The organism is Winogradskyella poriferorum (assembly GCF_036553625.1).
Lineage (GTDB): Bacteria > Bacteroidota > Bacteroidia > Flavobacteriales > Flavobacteriaceae > Winogradskyella > Winogradskyella poriferorum.
This window is the reverse complement of record NZ_JAZHOU010000008.1, coordinates 86,269-108,503: the sequence shown is the minus strand read 5'-3', so window position 1 is coordinate 108,503 and position 22,235 is coordinate 86,269. Positions and strand designations below refer to the sequence as shown.

Annotated in this window: 26 protein-coding genes; 10 read left to right on the top strand and 16 right to left on the bottom strand. The window is 33.3% G+C overall.

All coding sequences use genetic code 11. The annotated features are described in order from the left end of the window. Positions 1-3: 3 nt before the first annotated feature. The 10 genes from V1468_RS16195 to V1468_RS16150 all read right to left on the bottom strand — a co-directional run bounded on the left by V1468_RS16195 (position 4) and on the right by V1468_RS16150 (position 9,034). Entirely contained in the window at positions 4-624 is a 621-nt protein-coding gene (locus V1468_RS16195; RefSeq protein WP_331811252.1) for a hypothetical protein, read from the bottom strand. Beyond that, a complete protein-coding gene (locus V1468_RS16190; RefSeq protein ID WP_331811251.1) occupies positions 617-1,495 on the bottom strand; it encodes a PPK2 family polyphosphate kinase in 879 nt (292 codons plus the stop codon). The genes V1468_RS16195 and V1468_RS16190 overlap by 8 nt, the downstream gene beginning before the upstream one ends. Positions 1,496-1,506: 11 nt before the next feature. Further along, positions 1,507-1,803 carry a hypothetical protein gene (locus V1468_RS16185; RefSeq protein WP_331811250.1) on the bottom strand — a complete coding sequence of 99 codons (297 nt, stop codon included), beginning with the start codon at positions 1,801-1,803 and terminating at the stop codon, positions 1,507-1,509. Positions 1,804-1,809: 6 nt separating this feature from the next. Continuing rightward, positions 1,810-2,973, bottom strand: a complete 1,164-nt coding sequence (locus tag V1468_RS16180; protein WP_331811249.1) for a sigma-54-dependent transcriptional regulator — start codon at positions 2,971-2,973, stop codon at positions 1,810-1,812. A 2-nt stretch (positions 2,974-2,975) separates the two neighbouring features. Next, positions 2,976-3,866 (bottom strand): DUF6268 family outer membrane beta-barrel protein, encoded by an 891-nt coding sequence (locus tag V1468_RS16175; RefSeq protein ID WP_331811248.1) that lies wholly within the window; start codon positions 3,864-3,866, stop codon positions 2,976-2,978. A 6-nt stretch (positions 3,867-3,872) separates the two neighbouring features. Beyond that, positions 3,873-4,748, bottom strand: coding sequence for a mechanosensitive ion channel family protein (locus V1468_RS16170; protein ID WP_331811247.1), 876 nt, complete (start codon positions 4,746-4,748; stop codon positions 3,873-3,875). 7 nt (positions 4,749-4,755) lie between these two features. Further along, positions 4,756-6,069, bottom strand: coding sequence for an ABC transporter permease (locus tag V1468_RS16165; protein WP_331811246.1), 1,314 nt, complete (start codon positions 6,067-6,069; stop codon positions 4,756-4,758). A 2-nt stretch (positions 6,070-6,071) separates the two neighbouring features. Beyond that, on the bottom strand, positions 6,072-6,998 hold the full coding sequence (locus V1468_RS16160; RefSeq protein ID WP_331811245.1) for an ABC transporter ATP-binding protein: 927 nt from the start codon (positions 6,996-6,998) through the stop codon (positions 6,072-6,074). Between the two features lie 268 nt (positions 6,999-7,266). Next, complete coding sequence (gene dnaJ, locus V1468_RS16155; RefSeq protein WP_331811244.1) at positions 7,267-8,385, bottom strand: molecular chaperone DnaJ; 1,119 nt, start codon at positions 8,383-8,385, stop codon at positions 7,267-7,269. 100 nt (positions 8,386-8,485) lie between these two features. Further along, the gene (locus V1468_RS16150) at positions 8,486-9,034 is read right to left on the bottom strand and encodes a nucleotide exchange factor GrpE (RefSeq protein ID WP_331811243.1); all 549 of its coding nucleotides are present in this window, start codon (positions 9,032-9,034) and stop codon (positions 8,486-8,488) included. A 170-nt stretch (positions 9,035-9,204) separates the two neighbouring features. Between V1468_RS16150 and V1468_RS16145 the strand changes: the two genes are divergently transcribed. Continuing rightward, a complete protein-coding gene (locus V1468_RS16145; RefSeq protein ID WP_331811242.1) occupies positions 9,205-9,858 on the top strand; it encodes a YceI family protein in 654 nt (217 codons plus the stop codon). Between the two features lie 218 nt (positions 9,859-10,076). Here V1468_RS16145 and V1468_RS16140 read toward each other — a convergent pair whose 3' ends face one another. After that, the gene (locus V1468_RS16140) at positions 10,077-10,586 is read right to left on the bottom strand and encodes a fasciclin domain-containing protein (RefSeq protein ID WP_331811241.1); all 510 of its coding nucleotides are present in this window, start codon (positions 10,584-10,586) and stop codon (positions 10,077-10,079) included. Positions 10,587-10,713: 127 nt separating this feature from the next. Between V1468_RS16140 and V1468_RS16135 the strand changes: the two genes are divergently transcribed. From V1468_RS16135 to V1468_RS16120, 4 genes are all read left to right on the top strand, one after another. Continuing rightward, positions 10,714-11,268, top strand: coding sequence for a sigma-70 family RNA polymerase sigma factor (locus V1468_RS16135; RefSeq protein WP_331811240.1), 555 nt, complete (start codon positions 10,714-10,716; stop codon positions 11,266-11,268). Further along, positions 11,268-12,044 (top strand): anti-sigma factor, encoded by a 777-nt coding sequence (locus V1468_RS16130; protein WP_331811239.1) that lies wholly within the window; start codon positions 11,268-11,270, stop codon positions 12,042-12,044. The genes V1468_RS16135 and V1468_RS16130 overlap by 1 nt, the downstream gene beginning before the upstream one ends. Positions 12,045-12,189: 145 nt before the next feature. After that, positions 12,190-12,819 carry a hypothetical protein gene (locus V1468_RS16125; protein WP_331811238.1) on the top strand — a complete coding sequence of 210 codons (630 nt, stop codon included), beginning with the start codon at positions 12,190-12,192 and terminating at the stop codon, positions 12,817-12,819. 153 nt (positions 12,820-12,972) lie between these two features. Further along, positions 12,973-13,641, top strand: a complete 669-nt coding sequence (locus tag V1468_RS16120; RefSeq protein WP_331811237.1) for a DUF4304 domain-containing protein — start codon at positions 12,973-12,975, stop codon at positions 13,639-13,641. Between the two features lie 42 nt (positions 13,642-13,683). Here V1468_RS16120 and V1468_RS16115 read toward each other — a convergent pair whose 3' ends face one another. From V1468_RS16115 to V1468_RS16100, 4 genes are all read right to left on the bottom strand, one after another. Beyond that, positions 13,684-14,589, bottom strand: coding sequence for a TIGR01777 family oxidoreductase (locus V1468_RS16115; protein WP_331811236.1), 906 nt, complete (start codon positions 14,587-14,589; stop codon positions 13,684-13,686). 305 nt (positions 14,590-14,894) lie between these two features. Next, complete coding sequence (gene mnmD / locus V1468_RS16110) at positions 14,895-15,590, bottom strand: tRNA (5-methylaminomethyl-2-thiouridine)(34)-methyltransferase MnmD (RefSeq protein WP_331811235.1); 696 nt, start codon at positions 15,588-15,590, stop codon at positions 14,895-14,897. Continuing rightward, positions 15,591-16,049, bottom strand: a complete 459-nt coding sequence (locus V1468_RS16105) for a hypothetical protein (protein WP_331811234.1) — start codon at positions 16,047-16,049, stop codon at positions 15,591-15,593. It lies immediately after the preceding gene. Next, the gene (locus V1468_RS16100) at positions 16,027-16,530 is read right to left on the bottom strand and encodes a DUF4920 domain-containing protein (protein WP_331811233.1); all 504 of its coding nucleotides are present in this window, start codon (positions 16,528-16,530) and stop codon (positions 16,027-16,029) included. Before V1468_RS16100 ends, V1468_RS16105 begins: the two co-directional genes overlap by 23 nt. A 119-nt stretch (positions 16,531-16,649) precedes the next feature. Between V1468_RS16100 and V1468_RS16095 the strand changes: the two genes are divergently transcribed. Beyond that, entirely contained in the window at positions 16,650-17,720 is a 1,071-nt protein-coding gene (locus V1468_RS16095; protein WP_331811232.1) for a branched-chain amino acid aminotransferase, read from the top strand. Between the two features lie 31 nt (positions 17,721-17,751). Here the strand turns inward: V1468_RS16095 and V1468_RS16090 are convergent, their stop codons facing one another. Further along, positions 17,752-18,138: a nucleoside triphosphate pyrophosphohydrolase family protein gene (locus V1468_RS16090; RefSeq protein WP_331811231.1), complete on the bottom strand. Its 387-nt coding sequence runs from the start codon at positions 18,136-18,138 to the stop codon at positions 17,752-17,754. Between the two features lie 106 nt (positions 18,139-18,244). Here V1468_RS16090 and V1468_RS16085 point away from each other — a divergent pair, with 106 nt between their 5' ends. From V1468_RS16085 to V1468_RS16070, 4 genes are all read left to right on the top strand, one after another. Beyond that, positions 18,245-18,430, top strand: a complete 186-nt coding sequence (locus V1468_RS16085) for a hypothetical protein (protein WP_331811230.1) — start codon at positions 18,245-18,247, stop codon at positions 18,428-18,430. A 136-nt stretch (positions 18,431-18,566) separates the two neighbouring features. Continuing rightward, entirely contained in the window at positions 18,567-19,760 is a 1,194-nt protein-coding gene (locus V1468_RS16080; protein ID WP_331811229.1) for a papain-like cysteine protease family protein, read from the top strand. 18 nt (positions 19,761-19,778) lie between these two features. Next, the gene (locus V1468_RS16075; protein ID WP_331811228.1) at positions 19,779-20,372 is read left to right on the top strand and encodes a hypothetical protein; all 594 of its coding nucleotides are present in this window, start codon (positions 19,779-19,781) and stop codon (positions 20,370-20,372) included. A gap of 82 nt (positions 20,373-20,454) precedes the next feature. Beyond that, complete coding sequence (locus tag V1468_RS16070; RefSeq protein WP_331811227.1) at positions 20,455-22,233, top strand: sensor histidine kinase; 1,779 nt, start codon at positions 20,455-20,457, stop codon at positions 22,231-22,233. Positions 22,234-22,235 lie beyond the last annotated feature (2 nt).

Sequence of the window (22,235 nt, the reverse complement as noted above, 5' to 3'; positions counted from 1 at the left end):
TAATTAATCTTCGGTTAAAACTTTTTCTAAAATTGAACTCGGTAATATGGACTTTAGTAAGAACGGATTTCCTTTTTCAACAACTAAAAATTTCCATGTCTTTTCGTCCTCATCATAAATAGCAATCGCTTTTTTTATAGCTTTTATATCAAAAAATTCAGTAGATTCATTGTAGGTCACATTCCCTTTACCAAACTGCTGTTCTAACAGTGACTGCGTCATCAATTGAGTTAACTTTTTGTCTTCTTCAGAAGTTTCTTCTTGTTGCTGCGTATATTTAATAGACATCTCATTCTCATAATTAAGAATAACATAAGAGGTGCTATCAACAACAATAGGTTCTTTTATTTCATTTATAACAAAATCTCCAAAAGTAAACTCCACGCCCTCAACATTAAACATTTGCTCCATTAGAGTTAGCATAGTTTCCTTAGGAATAATTTCGAAAACATCTTCTACCAAATAATCTAAAGAGGTTTCAAAATCCTGAGTCTTTATGGCTTTAAGATAGTTTGCAAAATCAGATTTAATGGCTTCTGAATTATCTTGCGCAAACAATGCAGAATTAAAAGCCAGAAATAACAGCAAAATAATGCTTTGGGTAACCTGCTTTGTTTTACTCATTTTCTAATTCTTGTTTATACAAACCTATATTAGCTTTTTCCTCTGCAGGAAGTTCTGGCTCTTTTATATCTGTGTAAGTTTTTAACGTATCATACAAAATTTTTGCCACCAAATATCTTGCTGTTGGTTTATCATCAGCCGGAATATTAAACCAAGGTGCATGAGGCTTTGAACTTTTGTTTAAAACTTCTTCGTAACATGACTGGTATTGATCCCAAAGTTTGCGTTCGTCTAAATCATCCGCAGAAAACTTCCAATGCTTAGAAGGCTTTTCTAGACGTCTTAACAATCTATTTTTTTGTTCATCTTTTGAAACATTCAAAAAGAACTTAAAAATAATGGTACCGTTATCTGCAATATGCTTTTCAAAATTATTTATTTCTTCAAATCGCCTTTCCCAAAAAGCTTCATCGACATCATCAACACTATTAATATCTGGCATATTTTCATACATCAAATACTCTGGATGAACTCTAGTCACTAAAACATTTTCATAATGCGTACGATTGAAAATCCCAAACTTACCTCTAGCTGGTAATGCGATATAATGCCTCCATAAATAATCATGTTTTAATTCAATATCTGTTGGTTTTTTAAAACTGTGTGCTACAATTCCTCTTACATTAAACTCCTTAAAAACTTCACGAATTAAACTGTCCTTTCCTGCAGTATCCATACCTTGGATACACATTAAAACCGCATATTTTCCATGAGCATACATGGTGTTTTGAATATCTGCCAATTCTTCACTTACCGTTCTTAGTTCGCGTTCGGTTTTCTTTTTGTTAACACCTAAATCTAATGTTGTTGGTAAATCTTTAATGCTGACTTGGGACTTAATCCTAAAATCTTCTATGTTTATTTTTTTCATATTCAAATTGATTAAAAGATAAAAAATAAATGTAATGGCATATCACTTAAAATAATAACTACAGTAGAAATCATTATTCCTAAAAAAGCCTTTTTTTTATTTGATTTAAAACTATAAATATTAAAAAAGAAACCTATTACACCAACAAACAAGGCTATTAACTTCAAGTTTTCTTTATAATCAAATGGCATAGGAAAATTAATATTCCTTAAATTTTCTTGATAATAAATATAATAATCATAATTAAGCCAAATTATAAGTAATAGGCCCATCAATGCAATACTTAGTCCTGTAGTTATTGATTTCAATACATCCTACTTTGAAGCAAAAGCTTTTACATCTGCCTCACTAACTTCTTTACCTCCTAAGATAATTAACCTTTCTACTACATTTCTTAACTCTCTGATGTTTCCTGTCCAGTCATAATTTTGAAGAAGCTTTATTGCTTTGTCAGAAAAGGACTTCTTAGCATTACCTTGTTCTCCTGAAATTTTATTAGCGAAATAATCTACAAGTAAAGGAATATCTTCTCGCCTATCATTTAACGCTGGAACTTCTATTAAAATCACTGCCAATCTGTGGTATAAATCTTCTCTAAATTTACCATCTGCAATTTCATTTTTTAAGTCTTTATTTGTTGCAGCAACAACTCTTACATTTACCTTAATATCCTTATCGCTACCAACACGTTGAATTCTGCTTTCTTGTAAAGCACGTAGCACTTTAGCTTGCGCAGAAAGACTCATATCTCCAATTTCATCTAAGAAAATAGTGCCTCCGTTTGCTGCTTCAAATTTACCAGCTCTGTCTTTATTTGCAGATGTAAAAGCACCTTTTACGTGTCCGAATAATTCACTCTCTATTAACTCACTTGGTATAGCAGCACAATTTACCTCAATCATAGGTCCTTTAGAGCGCTCACTCTTTTGGTGCAACCAATGCGCTACCAACTCCTTACCTGTTCCGTTTGGTCCTGTAACCAAAACTCTGGCATCTGTAGGCGCTACTTTATCTATCATGTCTTTGATGCGAGCAATAGCAGCACTCTCACCAATCATTTCATAGTTTTTGCTTACTTTTTTCTTTAGTCGCTTATTTTCTACAACAAGTTCCTTTCGATCTAAAGCTATGCGAACGGTATTTAATAATCGATTTAAATCTGGTGGCTTTGATATATAATCAAAGGCACCCAAACGCATGGTATTTACGGCTGTGTCTAAATCTCCGTGACCAGAAATCATAACCATTGGTATTTCTGGCTTTAGCTTTTTAACAGCTTCAAGAACTTCTACACCATCCATTTTTGGCATCTTTATGTCACAAAGTACCAAATCGTAGTCATCTTTTTTAATTTTTTCAATTCCGACTAAACCATCTTCAGCTTCTTCAACTTGGTATGTATCACTTTCTTCAGAAAGTATCTTAACCAATACTCTGCGGATTGCAGCTTCATCTTCTATTATTAATATTTTAGACATATCTATATTTTAAATTTTAATCCTGTTCTCAAATAAAATGTATTTACATCATTTAACTTAAAAACTTCTCCTCTATCTTCGTTTCTTAAGGCATTATTTAACCTGAATGTGTAACCTGTATACATATATGCTACTAAGTGTTTTGTAAAGCAATATTCGTACCCAAGTCCACCAACAGCTAAAGATAATGATATATTATCTACTTGTTTTCCATTAACTTGTTGCGGACGTTGTATATGTGCAAAATAGCCATCTAAAGTAACAAAGGTTTGAAGCATATTTTTTTCATTGAAAAAATACTTAATATTAGATTTTGGTACACCTGCATTAAAGGACCATTTCTCGTTAACTCGCCTGTAATAGCTTATAAAAGGCAAAGGAATAGGCAGACCTGTTGTAGAATTGTAAGTAAGTCCCAAAACTAAACGATACGGTTTTTTAGCACTTTCGTCTTTTGTTCTATCATTTATTGCAAAAACTCCGCCATTAAGAAAAAAGTCATCAGACGTTAATCTTTCTGTTAATGTAGATGCGATTCTTGGATTAAATTTTAAACCTAAACGCCATTTGGTACTAGATTTAAAAGTATATCCAATACTTACATCAATAATATTTATAGTCTCTAAAAGTGACGTATCAAACGGATAGTTATCTTCTAAATTTAGTATAACACGGTTATATTCTGCACCTAAAACCAAATAACAATCTTTACTCGTTTCAATAGGATAATTAAACAGCGCCCTAAGTCTTGTATATTGATCTTCAGACTTATTATTAGGAATAAATGAATATTCTAAACGTGCTAAATCTGTAAGTTGTGCTTTTGCAGAATACATACAACATACTACAACAAGAGCTAATATTGTATGGCATTTCTTAAAGCGTAAAATCATATATTTTTATTTCGTTTCTATTATGTGAACATCGCGCTGAGGGAACGGAATGGTAATGTTATTTTCTCTAAAGAGTCTATCAATTTCAAAACGAATATCACTCTTAGGGAAAGAGGCTTTAAAACTATCGTTTAACGTAAATACTAGTCTAAAATTAAGGGCACTATCCCCAAAGTCTCTAAATAAAACAATAGGCTCTGGTTCTGAAATAACGTCTGGATGTGTGCTTGCAGCCTGTAACAATAATTTTCTTACCAGCTGTACATCACTTCCGTAAGCTACACCTACATCAACACTTTCTCTGGTTAATGTCCCATTTTGTGTCCAATTGTATAACGAATTGGTTAAATACAAATGGTTAGGAATTACCAGCACTTTATTATCTATGGTTACTGCTCTGGTTGTTCTTAGTTTAATTTCTTCTACTCTACCAACCTTACCTTCAATCTCAATGATATCTCCTACATGCACAGACTGATCTATAAGTATAAAAACACCCGAAATAATATCTTGAAACAACGTTTGCAATGCCAAACCAACACCAATTAAAAGTGCTGCTGAAGCTGCAAATACTGCAGTAACATTAACACCTACAGAGTGTAATGTTATAAGCAAAATAATGATATAGATTAACCATCTAAAATAACCATAGACAACATTAAATTTTCCTTTATCTGCATCTGGCAAGTTTCTGGTAATAATTCTTAAGAAAATTTTTAATACAACTGTTGTGATTACAATAGCCGTTACAACAACAATCATATCAAAAATTGAAATACTAATATCCTTAGTAAAATCTATATGCAGACTTAGAAACTCTTTGGTATTTTCCCAAGCTGAACTTTCCGTTATTTTTTCCTCTATTTCACTAAGTCCTTGCATAATGCTATTAATACTTCAACCATTTAAATAGCTCTTTGTAGGTTGGTTTTTTACCATACATTAAAATACCTACACGATAAATTTTGGCAGCAAACCAAACAGCAAACATAAATGTACCAATAAGAAGTAACAATGACAAAATTTGTTGCCATGGTGGTACTCCAAACGGAATACGCATTAACATCACCACAGGAGACGTTAATGGTATAAATGAAAACACTGTTGAGACTGTACCATGAGGATCCTCAATAACCGTAAATACACCAACGTATACAGCCAAAATCAACGGCATTAAAATAGGCAACATAAATTGCTGTGTATCTGTTTCGTTGTCCACAGCGGCACCAATTGCAGCATAAAGCGAGCTATACAATAAGTAACCACCTATAAAGAAGAAAATAAATGCAATTACAAGGTTTAATAGAGGTAAGTTATTAATACCGTTTAAAAGATTTTCAGCCATGGCTTGAGCACCTTCTGCCTGCATAGCTTGGTTCATTAACTCTTGTTGTGGAGTTGATGTTTGAGCTAAATCTATTCCAAATATTGTGGAAACAACAATCATCAAAACACCACCTAAAACTACCCAAATTGCAAATTGGGTTACACCCGCTAATGATGTACCTATAATTTTCCCCATCATTAACTGAATAGGCTTAACTGAAGAAATTATGACCTCTATAATTCTACTGGTTTTTTCTTCAATAACACTTCGCATAATCATGTTACCATAAATTATGATAAACATAAATAGTAAATAACCTGCAACACCACCAAATGCTAGTTTTATAATATTGTCTAATTTCGAACTTTTTTGACCATCAAAACTCTCTTGAGCAATATCTACATTTGTTTTGGCTGCCTCTATTTGTGTTATTGAAACACCATCTTGTTGAAGCTTCTTGTCTCTTAAGAATTTTTCTATTTTACCTTCTAATCCAGAAATAACCGTCAAAGAAGGGGTTTCTTCTGAATAAAACTTAATCTTCTCAGAAACGGCATTTAAAGAATCAACTTTCTCTACATAAAGTAACCCATATCCTTCGGTTTCTTTAACCAAGGCGACCGCCTCTTCCAAGCTAAAATCTTCCAGGTTATTATAGGTTGTGTTCTCTGTACTCTGAAAAATATCTTTTAAAAATCCAGATTTATCAAGTACTGTTATTGTTCGTTTTTTATCATTGTTAAGTTGCGACAAATAAGCCACCACAGCGATAAGCGCAATCATAATTAACGGACTTAAAAACGTCATTATAATAAAGGACTTATTCTTTACCTTAGTTAGGTATTCTCGTTTTATAATGAGTGGTAAATGATTCATTCTTAGTTATTTTGAACAGTTTGAATAAAAATATCATTCGCTGTAGGAATCACTTCTACAAAGTGATGCACCTCTGCTTTTGAAGCTAAAAACGATAGCAAATCGTTTGATGATGTTGACTCATTAATTTTTATATTGAGTTTTACATCATCATTTAAATTCTTGAAGGTTGCAGGCAAGACTTCAAACTTATTTTTTATTTCTGCAATAACAGCTTCGCTATTGTTAGACTGTAAACCAACCTCAAATGTATTGGTTTTGTACTGACGTTTTATATCATTTAACTTCCCGTCTAGAATTTTATTTGACTTGTGAATTAATGCTATATGATCGCAAAGTTCTTCTACAGACTCCATTCTATGGGTAGAAAAAATAACTGTTGCTCCTTCATCTCTTAATTGTAGAATTTCATCCTTTATTAAATTAGCATTTATAGGGTCGAATCCCGAAAACGGTTCGTCAAAAATTAAAAGCTTTGGTCTGTGCAAAACTGTAACTACGAATTGTATCTTTTGTGCCTGACCTTTACTTAACTCTTGTATTTTTTTGTTCCACCAATCTCCTATTTCAAGTTTATCAAACCAATACTTCAATCGGCTTCTAGCCTCTGATTTAGACATACCTTTTAGCTGTGCCAAGTACAAAGCTTGCTCACCAACTTTCATGGATTTATACAACCCACGTTCTTCCGGCAAATAGCCGATATCTCTAATATGCTCAGGTTTTAAAGGCTGTCCATCTAATTGCACTAAACCTTCATCTGGCATTGTTATTTGGTTAATAATACGAATTAGAGTGGTTTTTCCGGCTCCATTAGGGCCAAGTAATCCAAAAATACTGCCTTTAGGAACAGCGATTGAAACTTCATTTAGTGCTTTAAAATTTCCGAAGCTTTTAGATACGGAATCAGCAACTAATAAATCGTTCATAGGAGTAGTAGTTTTTTACGACGGTTAGTTTGTAAATATATTAAATGTTAAACATTTTGTTGCATTTAGACCTTACTTATTAAGTGTTTTTTTACTGTACAAATAACATGTTGTGCACACAAATAATGTTCTGTATTGTCTAAAAAAACAAAACCCACCCTTATGGTTAGATAAGGATGGGAAAAAATTGCTATGAAAAAGAAAAATTACCGCTAATAAGAATTAGCGATAATTCAAAGATAGTATTTTTTATTTAACATTTAAGGTTTTATGAAAACATATCTTTAACCTTTTCGAAAAAAGACTTATCAGAGCTCTCTGGCTTAGGCTCAAAGTGCTCGTCATCTCTCATGTTTTCAAAAAATTCTTTCTGTTTTTTATTCAAAGTCTTTGGTGTCCAAACGTTTACATGCACCAATAAATCTCCTTTACCATAACCATTAATACTTGGTATTCCTTTGCCTCTTAGTCTTAAGATTTTGCCCGATTGCACACCTGCATCAATCTTAATTCTTACCTTACCAGTTACTGTATCAATCTCTTTAGAAGTTCCTAAAACAGCATCTGGCAAACTTACATACATATCATAGTGTAGGTTATCTCCTTCGCGCTTTAATGTTGGATGCTCTTCTTCCGAAATTACAACCAAAAGATCTCCTGCAATTCCATTTCCTGGCGCATCATTACCTTTTCCTGTTACTTTTAACTGCATACCATCTACAACACCTGCTGGTATTTTTACAGAAACAGTTTCTTCAGATACTTTTAAGCCTTGAGCATCTGCATCAGAAGGTTTTTTGTCTATAATTTGACCTGCACCACCACAGGTTTGGCAGGTAGTTGCAGTTTGCATTCTACCCAAAATAGTATTGGTAACTCTCATTACCTGACCTGCACCATTACATGTTGTACAGGTTTTATAGGTTGTACCTGGTGCTTGTATTTTTCGCTTTACTTTTATCTTCTTCTCGACTCCATTAGCAACTTCTTCTAGAGATAATTTAACGCGTATTCTAAGGTTACTACCTTTTACCATTCGTTGTCTACTGCCACCTCCACCGAAGCCGCTAAATCCACCTCCTCCAAAGGCACCACCAAAAATATCACCAAATTGGCTAAAGATGTCATCCATATTCATGCCACCTCCGCCAAAGCCACCTCCACCTTCAAAGGCTTGGTGACCAAATTGATCATAACGTGCTTTTTTGTCTGGATTACTTAAAACTTCATAAGCTTCAGCTGCTTTCTTAAACTTCTCCTCTGCCTCCTTATCATCTGGGTTTTTATCTGGATGATATTTTAATGCCATTTTACGGTAGGCTTTCTTTATCTCTGCGTCTGAAGCACCTTTACTTACTCCTAGTATGTCGTAATAATCTTCTTTCATGTTTTTTGCCCAAAAAATTGGGTATCTTTTATTGTTCTCGATACAATTTTTCGTCCCTCAAAATCACTCGAACTGACGAATCGTTAATACTCTCTATCTACTAAGCCTGTCCGATAACCACTTTTGGGAAACGGATAACTTTATCACCTAGCTTATAGCCACGTTCTACCACATCAATGATTTTTCCTTTTAAATCATCACTTGGAGCTGGTATCTGAGTTACCGCTTCGTGATCGTCTGCATTGAAGGTATCGCCTTTATTGACTTCAATTTTAGATAAGCCTTTTTGCTCTAATGTGTTTAATAATTTGTTATAAATTAAAAGTACACCCTTGCGCAACTCTTCAGCTTCTTTGTCTTCTTCGATATGCAATAGAGCACGTTCAAAATCGTCTAAAACCGGTAACATAGCCAGCATTACACTTTCGCTAGCCGTCTTAAATAATTCTACACGTTCTTTGTTTGTTCTTTTTTTATAGTTTTCGAACTCAGCAAACAAACGCATAAACTTATCTTTCTCTGCTGCTAACTGGTCTTGCAACTGCTCTTCAGCAGTTTTTTCTTCTTTTTGCTCTTGTTCTGCTGTAGCTGTTGCTGTATCTTCTACTTGTGGCTCTTCTGCCTCTTTATTTTTATCTTTTTTACTCATCTTGAGTTTATTTTATTTTGAATCTGAATTTAAATCTACGATTTAGGGTTGCAAAAGTACTGCCATTATTATAATAATGTCAAAATGTCATTAACATTTTTTTATAATACTAGCAACTCCTATATCCTTAACTTTGCTTTTCAACAAACAAATTTTAAAAAAACACTAACATGAAAACAAATTTTTTAAAAATTACCGCTTTAGTTGCCTTTGTAGCTTTCTCTAGCTGTAAAGACAAAGCCGAAGAAGCAGAAACAAAAGCCGCTGAAGAAGCTGCTGTAGCAAAATCTACCGCTGTAACATTTAAAGCAGACACTGACAGATCTACTATTGTGTGGAAAGGTTTTAAACCTACAGGATCTCATGAAGGTACTATAAGCATTAAAGAAGGAAATATTGCAGTAAATGACAAGACTGTAGAAAGTGGTAAATTCACTATAGACATGTCTACTATTGTTGTTACAGATATTCCTGAAAGCGAAGAAGGTAATGCTAAATTGCAAGGCCACTTATCTGGACCTGATTTCTTTGACGTTAAAGGTTTCCCTACTGCAGAATTTGAAGTTACTGGTTTAGAAAACAAAGAGGGTAAAACAATGCTTTCTGGTAACCTAACCATGAAAGGAGAGACAAACAACATTAGTTTCCCTGTAAAAACTTCTTTTGATGAAGATATGATGACTCTTAAAAGTGAGACCTTTACGATTGATCGTTCTAAATGGAATATAAAATATGGCTCTAAGTCTTTCTTTGATGACTTAGGTGATAAATTTATAAATGATGACATTGAGTTAACTGTAAATCTTGTGGCTAAAAAAGCATAATACTTCTAGATAGTTTAACACTTCGACTGCGCTCAGCCTGACAAAACTCGAAGTGACAAATCAACAAATAACAAAAAGCACTTACGTTTCCGTAAGTGCTTTTCTTCTCCATAGCAATCTTATCTCTAAAATTGCTTCGCTATTAATCAACAATCATCAACCAAAACAATGATTAATAACGCTGTAGTAATGCGCTAACTATTAACACTAAAACCATATTACGGCATTACTACTGTATCAATGACGTGTATTACACCATTGCTACCTTTTACATCTGTCGCAGTAATCTCACTATAATTACCATTTTGGTCTTTCAACCAGATTTTACCGTCTTTTTGCATTACAGTTAAGATCTCTCCTGCCAAAGTCTTTACCTCTACTGTTCCTTTGTTCTTCTTTAAAGCAGCTACAACATCGCTAGCCATTAATTTTCCTGGTACAACGTGATAGGTTAAAATCTTAGTTAAGGTCTCTTTGTTTTCTGGCTTTAATAAATTGCCTAAAGTTTCTTTGTCGATTTTTGCAAAAGCATCGTTGGTTGGTGCAAATACAGTAAAAGGACCATCGCCTTGTAAAGCTTCAACTAATTCTGCTGCTTTTAAAGCTGTAACTAAAGTTGAAAAATTCTCATTGCCTACTGCTGCGTCTACAATGGTTTCTTGTGCCACAGTCTTTTGTGAGAATGTTAAGGCTACAATTGTCGTTAAAACAAATACTAACTTTTTCATGATTTTTTTAAAATTTTGGTTAAACTATTGCACTTATTTCATTTTTGAAGTGCTTTCATTTATATTTACACAGGCTTGATGCTACTGGATGAGCAAGCCTTTATTTTTTGGGAAATCTTTAACATTAATGCAAAACGATAACTTTCTTATTCAACAACTCAAAGACAAGGATGAGCGTGCGTTATCGTTACTCTACGACAAATATGCTGGTGCCATTTACAGTGTTATTATTAAAATGGTACGCGACGAAGGCAAAGCCCAAAATCTACTCCAAGACACCTTTATGACCGTTTGGGATAAAGCCGAAAGCTACGATGCCAGCAAGGGCCGTTTTTATACTTGGGTATTTAGAATTGCAAGGAACAAAACGTTAAATTTTCTCAGAAAAGTAGAACCTCTCATCCAAACCGATGATTTTAGTGTACATGATAGTAAAGAAGAAGCTATTAGTATAGATGCTAAGTATTTAGAACTTAATGGTGCTATAACCACGTTAGAAGAACACCATAAAAAAGCTATAGAACTGGTTTATTTTAAAGGCTTAACGCACAAGGAAGCGCACCAGCAGATGGATGTGCCACTTGGCACGTTTAAATCTTATGTGCGCCAAGCTTTAAAGCAATTGCGAAAAGCCTATACCAAAACCCTGAGTGTACTTTTACTAATACTAAATGCGCTGTGATGATGGATAAGAAAACGATATTAGATAACGGACTATTAGAGCAATACCTGCTTGGTGAACTCAATGCGCAAGAGTGCGAACAGATTGAGCAAGTTTTAGCATCTGATACCGAACTAAAAGCGCAGTTTGATGCTATTGAAAAAGACTTTGAAACGCTTGGTTTAGAAAATGCCATTGAGCCACCAAAAGGCATTAAATACCAATTAATACAAGATATTAGAGAAGCCAAAGACACTAAAAATAATAAGAATAACACCAACCTTAAGTATTACTTAGGTATTGCAGCCGCTATTGCAGCATTATTAATGCTTGGTAATTTTTGGATGTATAACGAATTAAACGTGGTAAAAGACCAACTACAAACCGTTGAAACCGAAAAAACCGAATTAAACGATAAACTCAACAACCTCAACAAACAAATAGATGAGGAAATCGCACTCTTTAGTACCATAGCACATCCTGATACTGAGCAGTACGTATTAAAAGGCAACACCTTAATGCCAGATGGTAAAGTGGTAAGCTATGTAAACCATAGCACTAAATCTGTGGTGATTAACACCGAACGCTTACCAAAATTAGATGCTGAACACGACTACCAAATGTGGGCAGATGTAGAAGGCGAAATGATAAACATGGGAGTGATTGCCAAAGACCAAAACCTTATGGCTATGAACTACATAGACCATGCCGAATCCCTAAACATTACCATTGAACCTGCTGGTGGTAATGACCACCCAACCGTTTCTCAATTGGTAAGTAACGTTTACCTTAACTAGTCTGAAAAATACGTAAGGTTACGTATAGTTTGTTTTATTGTATTTTTTAATTTTAGAGTTTTAAGTTAGGCTAGTATTTGTTTTATTCTGCTTAAGTGCTGGGATAACCTAATATTTTGCTTAGTTAAAACTAGTTGTAAAACATATGAAAAAAGTCCTGATAACATTCATAATCGGAATTTTAATTTGCTCTTGTTCTGCCACTAAAACTGGAAAAGACAAGACAAGATATTTCGATGAAAATAATGTAGAAATAAGTAAATCTAAATTCAACCGAATTCGCTCAACGAATAAATTGTTGGATATTCCCGGAGATTCAATTAATCATAAAAAATTGACTTTAAGAGAAAAACGAGGAAAAATAAATGATAGAAAAAGTCTTGAATTAATGCTTGAAAAAGCAACAAATCTTGAATTGGATTCTGACAAACCTATCGTAATAATCTACTATCCAGGTAAAGACCGTTGCAACAGTAGCGGAACAACTGACAAAGAATGGATTAAAAGTTGGTACGGACAATTAGAAGACGGATTAAATCAAGTGGCTGAAATAAAGCCTCTATACATATTTAAAGATAACGAAGGTCTCGAAAAATATGATGGAATTTTAAATTGGCATAAAGACCCTGAAAAGACAATTGAAAGATTGTTTTTTGAACATCATTATCCTTGTAGCAGTTTTGTAGCTATTTCTAAAAATGGAGATTATATAAGTTACTTTGGAGAATTTGGAAAAGAATATGTTTGGGAAGCAACTCAAATTATGAATAAATAAATACGTTTTACAACAATGGCTATAAGTAATTGCTTGTTCTCGCCTACTTCTGAAAATCCTCGCGGATTTTCAGTTTGGTGTGTACTTGCAAAGTTATGTGCTAACCCACGCAACTACTCATAGCCGAGACCGTTATGCGCAAGTTGAGAAAAAATGACAAACAAAATCGACTATAAAAAAACACTTGACGAAATCCAAAAATTAGTTCATTTGGAATTAAAAGCTGATGGATTTAAGAAAAAAGGACGAACTCATAATAAAACTCTTGAAAATGGACTAATTCAAGTCGTGAATTTTCAAATGGCTAAATATGAGTTTGACAGCGTAGTTGAAATCCCAGGAATAAGAACCAATCTATACGGAAATTTTGCAGTGAATATCGGAGTTTTTGTACCTGAATTATATGAATCAACTTTTAACCAAAAACCAAAAGCATTCATACAAGAATATGATTGTGAAATACGAGAAAGAATAAATGACAAGGCAAGTGGAAAAGAATATTGGTTTTCATTAGGTGCGGATTATCCTAAAACCGCTGAATTTATAATCAGAAAACTTAAATCGGATGTAAAAAATTGGTTTGACCGATTTGATGAACGCAGAAAAATTGTGTCTGAATTAACCGAATCTAACGAAATTATGTTCTCGCCAAGAGAAAAACTTTGTGGAGCAATAATAGAATTGGAAATTGACCGTGAAAATGGCGAGCGAATTTTTAATGAATATTATAATTCGGTTGAGGAAGGAAAACCTCATAAAAATTATGTTAAGCAATTAGCAAAACAACTGAATATAAAATTAACCGAAAAAACCAGCACATAACAATGGCTATAAGTAATTGCTTGTTCTTGCCTATTTCTAAAATCACACCAACAAATCCTCTAAAGCCGGTCTTAAATTCGCATATGTAAAATCAAAACCTTTATCTTCAATTTTTTGTGAGCTGACACGTTGGCTTTCAAATAAGAGAATATGCATTTCACCAAGCGCTAATTTCATTACAAATCTTGGGATATTTGGTAAAATTAAAGGGCGTTGCAATACACTTGCAGCTGCTTTAGTAAGCTCTTTATTGGTTACAGCATTTGGTGCCACACCATTGTAAATGCCTTCTAGTTGGTATTGTAATACATACATAAAAATACTTGCAAGGTCTTGTACGTGTATCCAGCTTTGCCATTGTTTACCATCACCAAAAGCAGCGCCAGCACCAAACTTAATAGGTTTTACAATTTCTGGTAAAGCACCACCATCTTTGGCTAACACCAAACCAATACGCACTTTAGCTACTTTAGAACCCAAAGTTTTAAAACCATCTACAACTCTTTCCCATTGCTCTACAACCGTACCTAAAAATGTATCAGAGACTTGTTTAGTGTCTTCCTCGTAATAGTTCGTTAAACTTGTAGGATATACACCAATAGCACTTGCAGACACAACAAATTCAATCTTGTAATTATGCTTTATGATGGTGTCTTGTAAGAGTTTTGTTGTTTTGGTTCGGCTTTCTAAGATTTCTTTTTTGTAGCTATCTGTCCAGCGTTTTGAAATACTTGCTCCTACCAAATTGATAATTGCAGATACACCTTTAAAACAGTTGTGGTCTATCTCGTTGGTGTTAGGATTCCAATAAAAGCCTTTGTAATTGGCTTCGGTACTTAATTTAGATTTTGATGTTGTTAAATAATGGACCGTGATTTCTTGTGCATGACATTGCTTTACAATTTCCTGTCCAATTAATCCTGTTGCTCCGGTTATTAAAACTGTCATTGCTCTTTTCTTTTTCTTTAGCTTTTTGTTCTTAACAAAGATACGATATGCTTTAGGGCTTCAAGGAGACTTTAATTTGGTTTTAACGTTTGGTGTGCTCAATACCAGTTCGAGTGGATTTTAGATACGAGAGCAGATAAAATTTGTATCGAGAACTATTTGAACTCACAAAACTTCTCGATACGATTGCTCATACCTCGCAATCACTCGAAGTGACGTTTAGTGAGCATTTGGCACTCTACGTTCGCTGAATGTTACGAGCGCATGCTTATAAAAAGCATTTAGCTCACTACGTTCGCTGAATGTTACGAGTATATATTGCGCGCTCGTAACATTTCCCGCTTACCAGGTGGACCAGGAAGTCGCTCAACTTTAAAGCCAACGGCTTGCATGGCACGTCTTACACTTCCTTTGGCTGAATAGGTAACCAAAACACCTTGGTCTTTTAATGCTTTGTACATAATCTTGAAGATGTCTTCTGTCCAAAGCTCAGGTTGTACGCGTGCACCAAAGGCATCAAAATAAATGATATCAAAATGATTTTGATCAGTGATGTCTTTAAAAAATTTTTCTTGCTTTTCGAGCTTGAAAGTTGGACTTATATCCTGCTGCTCTTCCCAAGGAATTAAATGCATTTTCTCGAATTCAACTTTATGCTGTTTAGAAATTAACTCAACATAATTCAACTGCTGAATTTCTTCGGTTTTTACAGGATAAGCCTCTACTCCAACATAATTTATGGATAGCTGAAGTTCTTCAGTTTTTAAAAAAGTAAGAAAGGCATTGAGTCCTGTCCCAAAGCCAATTTCGAGAATGTTGATTGGGTGAGAATCTGAATCAAGTTTAGGATGACAAGATTGAAAATAAAAAAGCAAACCATGTTTAATAAACACATGGTTTGCTTCTTGTATAGCACCATGAATGGAATGGTATTGTTCATTCCAATCTTCTATCTGTATGGTTTTAGAACCATCTGACGTGGTGATTATTTTTCGCTTCAACTACTGAATTAAAAGTTTTTTAATCTTCGGTATTGGTCCTGTACATTCTGTTTTATGACAAGCCAAACAATTGCTTATAGCAGTATTATAACGTTGTTTTAATTCAACATTAGATAAGGTATCTACAATAATAGTTTGCTGCGCTTCTATAAAACCATCTATCTTGCTATTCCATACAGATGTTCTGGCATGTCCATTACTCATGTCAGCAGAATGTAACTTCATAAGATCTAATGGCATAGACACTGGGACTTCGCCATTTATTATTTGTTGTCTTATCTGCAAATTGTATGCATACATACCGTTCATAAGATTTGCCATCTCAGACGGTTGATACATAATAAGTTCTTCGTTTTGCTCTTCTTCTAAAGGTTTTGGTTCAGCTTCATTCTTACAACTGAAACATATTAGCAGTATTACTGCAAAGACAAAAACCTTATTGTTTAAGGAGAACTCCATCAGCTAAGAACTTATATTCAAATTTAGGTTCTGTGATTGCAGCAATCTCTTCTTCAGATTTACCAGCATCTTCTGCATAGTGTCTTAATTCGTCTACTGAAGTTTCTTCAACAAAAGCTTTTCCGTTTACGACTACTTCACCCTCAGCATTTAAAGGCATAAAGAAACCGTAATCTTTAAAACGCACCATAACTTCCTTGTCGTTACCCATGTCTAAAGTCATCCAACAGCCTTTTTTAGAGCATACTTCGTTGATTTTCCCTGTCATTTTAGCATTGATTGTATCACCTGCTTTCATCCCTTTATAATGCTCCATCATACCATCAGAAGATAATGCGTCAGCATCATTAATTTCCATTCCGAAAGAGGCATAAGCAATCTCTTCTTTTAGATCTTCTACCTTGTTTTCAGTAACTTCTTTTTTGTTTTTACAAGACGCTAAGGCTAAGCTCATTGCAAAAAATAAAACTATTTTTTTCATTATTGATTTGTTTAGTATTGTTTACATTAGAATTACAAAATTACGAATTTTAAGATAATATTACCTTTTATTAACCACATTGATTTTGTACTTTTGCACAAATTAAAAACACCTCATTAATGGTAGAAACTAACCCTAACGAAATCGTTGTCGTAAAGTCTGAAAATTCAAAAATTAACACTGTTGATTTTGACAATTTAACATTTGGCCGTGTTTTTACAGACCATATGTTTGTATGCGATTTTGAAGATGGTAAATGGCAAACTCCAAAGATTATGCCTTACCAACCAATGACGATAGAACCTTCTGCACGTGTGTTTCATTATGGACAAGCAGTATTTGAAGGTATGAAAGCCTATAAAGATGAGGATGGCAAAATATTTTTGTTTAGACCTGAGCAAAATTTCCATAGAATAAATAAATCTGCTTCCAGACTCGCTATACCTGAATTTCCAGAAAACTACTTCTTTAATGGCTTAGAAACCTTATTGAAAATGGAAAGCGACTGGATAAAACCAGGATTAGGCAACTCATTATACATTCGCCCTTTTGTTATTGCTACTGAGCCAGCTATTTCGGCTTCACCTGCAGCAACATATCGTTTTATGATTATATGTTCGCCTGCAAAGGCATATTACAATAAACCAGTGCGCGTATTGTTTGCTGAAAAATTTAGTCGCTCTGCAGATGGTGGTGTCGGATTTGCAAAAGCAGCTGGTAACTATGCTGCTCAGTTCTACCCAACCGGTTTGGCCCAGAAAAAAGGATTTGATCAAATTATTTGGACTGATGCTTCTACTCACAAATACTTAGAAGAAGCTGGCACTATGAACATATTTTTTAGAATTGGAGACAAGCTTATTACAGCACCTACTAGCGATAGAATATTAGATGGTGTAACACGTAAAAGTGTAATACAGCTCGCTGAGGATTTAGGTATTGATTGCGAGGTACGACCTGTAAGCGTTAAGGAAATAAAAGAAGCAGCAGCAGATGGAAGCTTAAAAGAAATTTTTGGAGCTGGTACTGCAGCAGTAATTAGTCCTGTTTCTGCATTTGAACATGCAGACGATGTTTTTGAAATTCCGCAGTTAGAAGCTTCATACGCTTCTTTATTTAAAAAGACACTCACAAGTATTCAACATAATCTATCTGACGATAAACATGGTTGGAGACACGAAGTAAAGTAATTAAAAAAGCAGCCGATTGGCTGCTTTTTTTTTATGATTCTAAAATCTCTTTAATGTTTGGTTTAAAGTAATTAGGTCCTTTAAGAACCTTACCATCTTCTCTATAAATTGGTTCACCATCTTCACCCAGTTTGCTCATATTGCTACGTTGAATTTCTTCAAAAACTTCTTCTATCTTATATTGAAGTCCATGCTCTATAATTGTACCACAAAGAATGTACAGCATATCACCTAGCGCATCTGCAACTTCTACCAAATCATTATCATTAGCAGCTTCGAGATATTCTTCATTTTCTTCGCGCATAAGCTTGTAACGCAGCATATTTTTTTCTATTCCTAAATCAGCTTTTGGTGTTTCTCTGTGTCCTATTTTAAAAGCGGCATGAAATGCTTTTACCGCATTAATTTTGTCTTGCATATTACTAAAAAACTAAGGTTGTTATTTTTTCGTATATAAAATTAGTCAATATCATTTTGTGATGATTTTGCTCTAATTTTAATTATTTTTGTATAAAAATACACTAATGTTTACAACTGGTCAATGGATTTTCGGGATATTATTTTTTATAGCTTTTGTTATAGCTGTCGCCTACCAATATCGTAAAGATTTAAAAATTCATAAAGCCTATTACAAAGGAACTGTTTGGATTCTTATTGCCTTTATTGGCTTTATTGGTATGATTGCCGCTGTTAAGTTTCTTTTAATGTAGCTATTTTTTTAGGCTGTTTGACCTAATTTTCTTATCAATTCACATTTATTTTATAACTTATTGACTGAAATATACCTCTTATTGGGTATGTTTTGGTGTACTCCTACTTGGCATCTTTGAATCAAGGAATTACAGAATGGAATATAAATTTTATTGTTTTAAAGAACTGAAATATATGCCTCAACCAGAGTCTTCATACTGGTGCTGGGCAGCCTGTCTATCAAAAATGGTGATTGGTCTTAAATCTCCATCAACTTTTGGAAGAACACAATGTGAAATAGTAAGTCAGTACAGGTCTAATTTTATTGATAACTCTAGATTTAATTGCTGTACTAAAGACAACACTATACCTATTGGTTGTGATTTACCTTTAAAAGAAACTGACCTTGTAGAAGTATATGATAGAAGTGGATTTGACACAGAAGAAATTCAAATATTTAATTTAGATAATTTTGAATATATAAAAACTACATTAAAAAAATGCCAATCACCAATTGTATTAAAAATAAGGATAGACCGTAGTGCTCACATGAACCTTATAACCGGTTACGGTGAAAAAGGTGATTGCAAATATATACTAGTTACAGACCCTCAAAATAGCATTGGAGAAACTTACTACAAAATAAATGAGTTTCGGCGAAAAATTAACGTCGAAAGTGCATGGGCTACTAAAGTTAAAGATAATAATCTAGATGAAGACAAAGCACTACAGCGAAGTTTGAATTTCATTGACGAGTTTATAGAGAAATTCCAAGATAGTATTTATGATTTTTCTAGAGATAGTATTATCGATAGAACTTTACTTCTTGACCCTTGGTCTTATTTGTCATACAAAGACCCATCAATATTAGCTCAACTTATTAATGATTTACTGAATAAAAAATCTTACAACGACGATACAGAGTTAAAAGAGGTGTTCAAATTAATAATTGACAATATCCAAACAAAGAACATCAAAAATAATCTACAAAAAACGTTTTGTTGGCCTTACATTAACAAGACAATTTTTAGATTGAAAGACCTAAATTATATTGACGAAAATTTGTTGGGTAATAAAATTGATAACGAAGGAATTAATCTTTCTGTCTTTAACAGAATTAAACGAGGAAATGCATTCACTGTTTTAAAGAATTATGCAATAACAATTCAACTAGAACTAAAAGAAAACATAATTTATGTAAAACCTGTGAAATTTCCTTTTAATTATTCCATAAACACAGAATGGCAAAATTACAACGATTTTATGACCTCCCTAGTCTCATTACCTACAATCGAATATTTTGCTGAAGACCGAACACGACCAATGGGTGATGCAAAATTAAATATGTAATCAATAAACCGTAATTATATGGCACACGAAAATTTAAAATTCACTTTAAACCTAAAAAAGAACGATACATGGCAGCCCGTTTATGGCGGACAACACCATGGAACTTTTTATATGATTTATATAATGATTCATAACTATGAAGAAATAGAAATAGTTAAAGGCCAAAAAGCTTATAGTTTTGAATGTAGTTTTAGACTTCAAAACTTTAGAGGTGCCATTACAATTGGCTTAAATGATTTTAGAAACCATAAATTTGCTGTTGAAGAGTCAGATGGAAATACAGAGAATATTTTAAATTTTAACCTAGAAGTAAAACCTTTTAAAAAACAAGATTATTTAAATAATATACAAATCCCAATAGAAAAACCAATAGAATCAGGCCTTATTGCAGTATTCAATGTCTTTATTACTGCACCACCTGATTTTCTTTTCAATCCTGAAGACTTAGATAATTCAACATATATTAACCCATATACACACTTAAGGGATGGTGATCAATATATAGATGTAGCATTTAGAAGAAATGGATCAGAGGAACAATTTAGACCACCAAAAGATATGGGTTGGGGTAAATATGGATTCTGTATACCTGATGTTTGTGTTTTTGAGTAATCTAAAAAAACATATTAGTAAAAGTGTTTTATTCTTTTTGTTTCCTTTTTTTTTATTTGGTCAAACAGAAGAAAGCACTTTTTTGAGTTTATATAATTCAGGTGAATATGAAAAAGCTAAGAATTACGCCAATAAAGTTGAGAATAGTCAATTAGCACTTGAATTTATTAAATTTCTTGACGTCATTCAATATGGCGAATTTGATCAAATAGATTTAAAATACATTCCTGATTCAAAAAAAGATAAGCGGATTATTGTTTTTAACAATATCAATAAAGCCTTAAAATATTACTTAAAAGACGGCAGTGAATTAAAAGCTTATACACTTTTAAAAGAAAGTTTTAATATCTCTGAGAAGATTGGCAACAAAAGTTTAATCTGTTTAACTTCTAAGTTACTTCTCGAGATCTATAGTAGAACACTATTTACTTTAAATGACAAATCCTACAAATATGTTATAGAAAATTACAAGAACTATGCTAATAACAACTATGACAGGAAATTGGCTGAGTACTATGACTATAAAATAACAATGAGATTCTTTTTCCAAGATTCAACTGAAACATTAAGAAGAAAATACAATAAAATCAATTCACTATATAAAAACGATGGTTTAAATTTTAACACAGCCAAGCTTTATCTTAGTAACTCAGCTTATCATAATAGGATAACAAGAAATACCGATAGTAGTTTTTATTTTTTGAATAAAGCTAAGCCGTTTTTTGCAGTTGAAAAAGGATATTTTGAAAACGAAAAAAGTATAGCTCTTAAAATAAATCTAGCGTCATTATATTTTAAAGAAAATAAATTTAATCAATCTCTCGATGAACTTAGTCAAGTCAAGATTAATCGAGACGATTATATATATCGCATTTTAGATTCCTATGTCAATTTATATAAATACTACAATTATAATGCTTTAGGCGATTCTATAAATGCATTAATATTTCATAACAAAGCACTTAATCAACAATTAGTACAGAACCAAACTAGAAATCTACAATTAGTCTCGGAATACGAAACGAAATACGAGTCAGAAAAAAAAGAAAAACAGAATCTTCTACTAGAACAACAAAAAACCAAAAACCAAAATATCGCCATTGCATTAGGTGGCAGTCTGGCTCTAGGAAGCATTATCGCTTTTTTAATCTTTAAAAACACCAAACGCAAACAAAAACTTGCCGAACAAGAAAAAGAAATAGAATCTCAAAAATTAGCAACTGTTTTAAAAGAACAAGAGCTAACTGCTATTGATGCCATGATAGAAGGCCAAGAAAAAGAACGCCAACGGATTGCTAATGATCTACATGACGATTTAGGAGGCCTTATGGCAACAGTTAAACTACATTTTAATGCGCTTAAAGACAAGGACTCACCAGAACTTTTTGAAAAAACAAACTCGCTCATAGAAGAAGCTTATCAAAAAGTACGCACTGTTGCTCATGCTAAAAACTCTGGTGTTATTGCAAAGCAAGGTTTACTTAAAGCTGTAGAAAACATGGCTGAAAAAATATCAGCTTCTAACAAAATAGAAATAGAGGTTATTGATCATGGATTAGATAATCGGTTAGAAAATAGTTTAGAATTAACCTTGTTCAGAATTATTCAAGAGCTCATTACCAACGTTATAAAGCATGCTGAAGCCACTGAAGTCACCATTCATTTAACCAATCATGACGACACTATAAACATCATGGTAGAAGATAATGGTAAAGGATTTAGTCCAAATCAGGTAACAAAAACCAAAGCGGGAATGGGCATAAGTAGTATTGACAAACGCGTAGAACATTTGGATGGTAAAATGACCATTGAATCAGAAAAAAATAAAGGAACAACTGTAATAATTGATATACCAATTTAAAT

Coding starts and splice junctions, on each gene's coding strand:
- V1468_RS16195 (WP_331811252.1), bottom strand. CDS start 624: ATGAGTAAAACAAAGCAGGTTACCCAAAGCATTATTTTGCTGTTATTT.
- V1468_RS16190 (WP_331811251.1), bottom strand. CDS start 1,495: ATGAAAAAAATAAACATAGAAGATTTTAGGATTAAGTCCCAAGTCAGC.
- V1468_RS16180 (WP_331811249.1), bottom strand. CDS start 2,973: ATGTCTAAAATATTAATAATAGAAGATGAAGCTGCAATCCGCAGAGTA.
- V1468_RS16175 (WP_331811248.1), bottom strand. CDS start 3,866: ATGATTTTACGCTTTAAGAAATGCCATACAATATTAGCTCTTGTTGTA.
- V1468_RS16170 (WP_331811247.1), bottom strand. CDS start 4,748: ATGCAAGGACTTAGTGAAATAGAGGAAAAAATAACGGAAAGTTCAGCT.
- V1468_RS16165 (WP_331811246.1), bottom strand. CDS start 6,069: ATGAATCATTTACCACTCATTATAAAACGAGAATACCTAACTAAGGTA.
- V1468_RS16160 (WP_331811245.1), bottom strand. CDS start 6,998: ATGAACGATTTATTAGTTGCTGATTCCGTATCTAAAAGCTTCGGAAAT.
- dnaJ (WP_331811244.1), bottom strand. CDS start 8,385: ATGAAAGAAGATTATTACGACATACTAGGAGTAAGTAAAGGTGCTTCA.
- V1468_RS16150 (WP_331811243.1), bottom strand. CDS start 9,034: ATGAGTAAAAAAGATAAAAATAAAGAGGCAGAAGAGCCACAAGTAGAA.
- V1468_RS16145 (WP_331811242.1), top strand. CDS start 9,205: ATGAAAACAAATTTTTTAAAAATTACCGCTTTAGTTGCCTTTGTAGCT.
- V1468_RS16140 (WP_331811241.1), bottom strand. CDS start 10,586: ATGAAAAAGTTAGTATTTGTTTTAACGACAATTGTAGCCTTAACATTC.
- V1468_RS16135 (WP_331811240.1), top strand. CDS start 10,714: ATGCAAAACGATAACTTTCTTATTCAACAACTCAAAGACAAGGATGAG.
- V1468_RS16130 (WP_331811239.1), top strand. CDS start 11,268: ATGATGGATAAGAAAACGATATTAGATAACGGACTATTAGAGCAATAC.
- V1468_RS16125 (WP_331811238.1), top strand. CDS start 12,190: ATGAAAAAAGTCCTGATAACATTCATAATCGGAATTTTAATTTGCTCT.
- V1468_RS16120 (WP_331811237.1), top strand. CDS start 12,973: ATGACAAACAAAATCGACTATAAAAAAACACTTGACGAAATCCAAAAA.
- V1468_RS16115 (WP_331811236.1), bottom strand. CDS start 14,589: ATGACAGTTTTAATAACCGGAGCAACAGGATTAATTGGACAGGAAATT.
- V1468_RS16105 (WP_331811234.1), bottom strand. CDS start 16,049: ATGGAGTTCTCCTTAAACAATAAGGTTTTTGTCTTTGCAGTAATACTG.
- V1468_RS16100 (WP_331811233.1), bottom strand. CDS start 16,530: ATGAAAAAAATAGTTTTATTTTTTGCAATGAGCTTAGCCTTAGCGTCT.
- V1468_RS16095 (WP_331811232.1), top strand. CDS start 16,650: ATGGTAGAAACTAACCCTAACGAAATCGTTGTCGTAAAGTCTGAAAAT.
- V1468_RS16090 (WP_331811231.1), bottom strand. CDS start 18,138: ATGCAAGACAAAATTAATGCGGTAAAAGCATTTCATGCCGCTTTTAAA.
- V1468_RS16085 (WP_331811230.1), top strand. CDS start 18,245: ATGTTTACAACTGGTCAATGGATTTTCGGGATATTATTTTTTATAGCT.
- V1468_RS16080 (WP_331811229.1), top strand. CDS start 18,567: ATGGAATATAAATTTTATTGTTTTAAAGAACTGAAATATATGCCTCAA.
- V1468_RS16075 (WP_331811228.1), top strand. CDS start 19,779: ATGGCACACGAAAATTTAAAATTCACTTTAAACCTAAAAAAGAACGAT.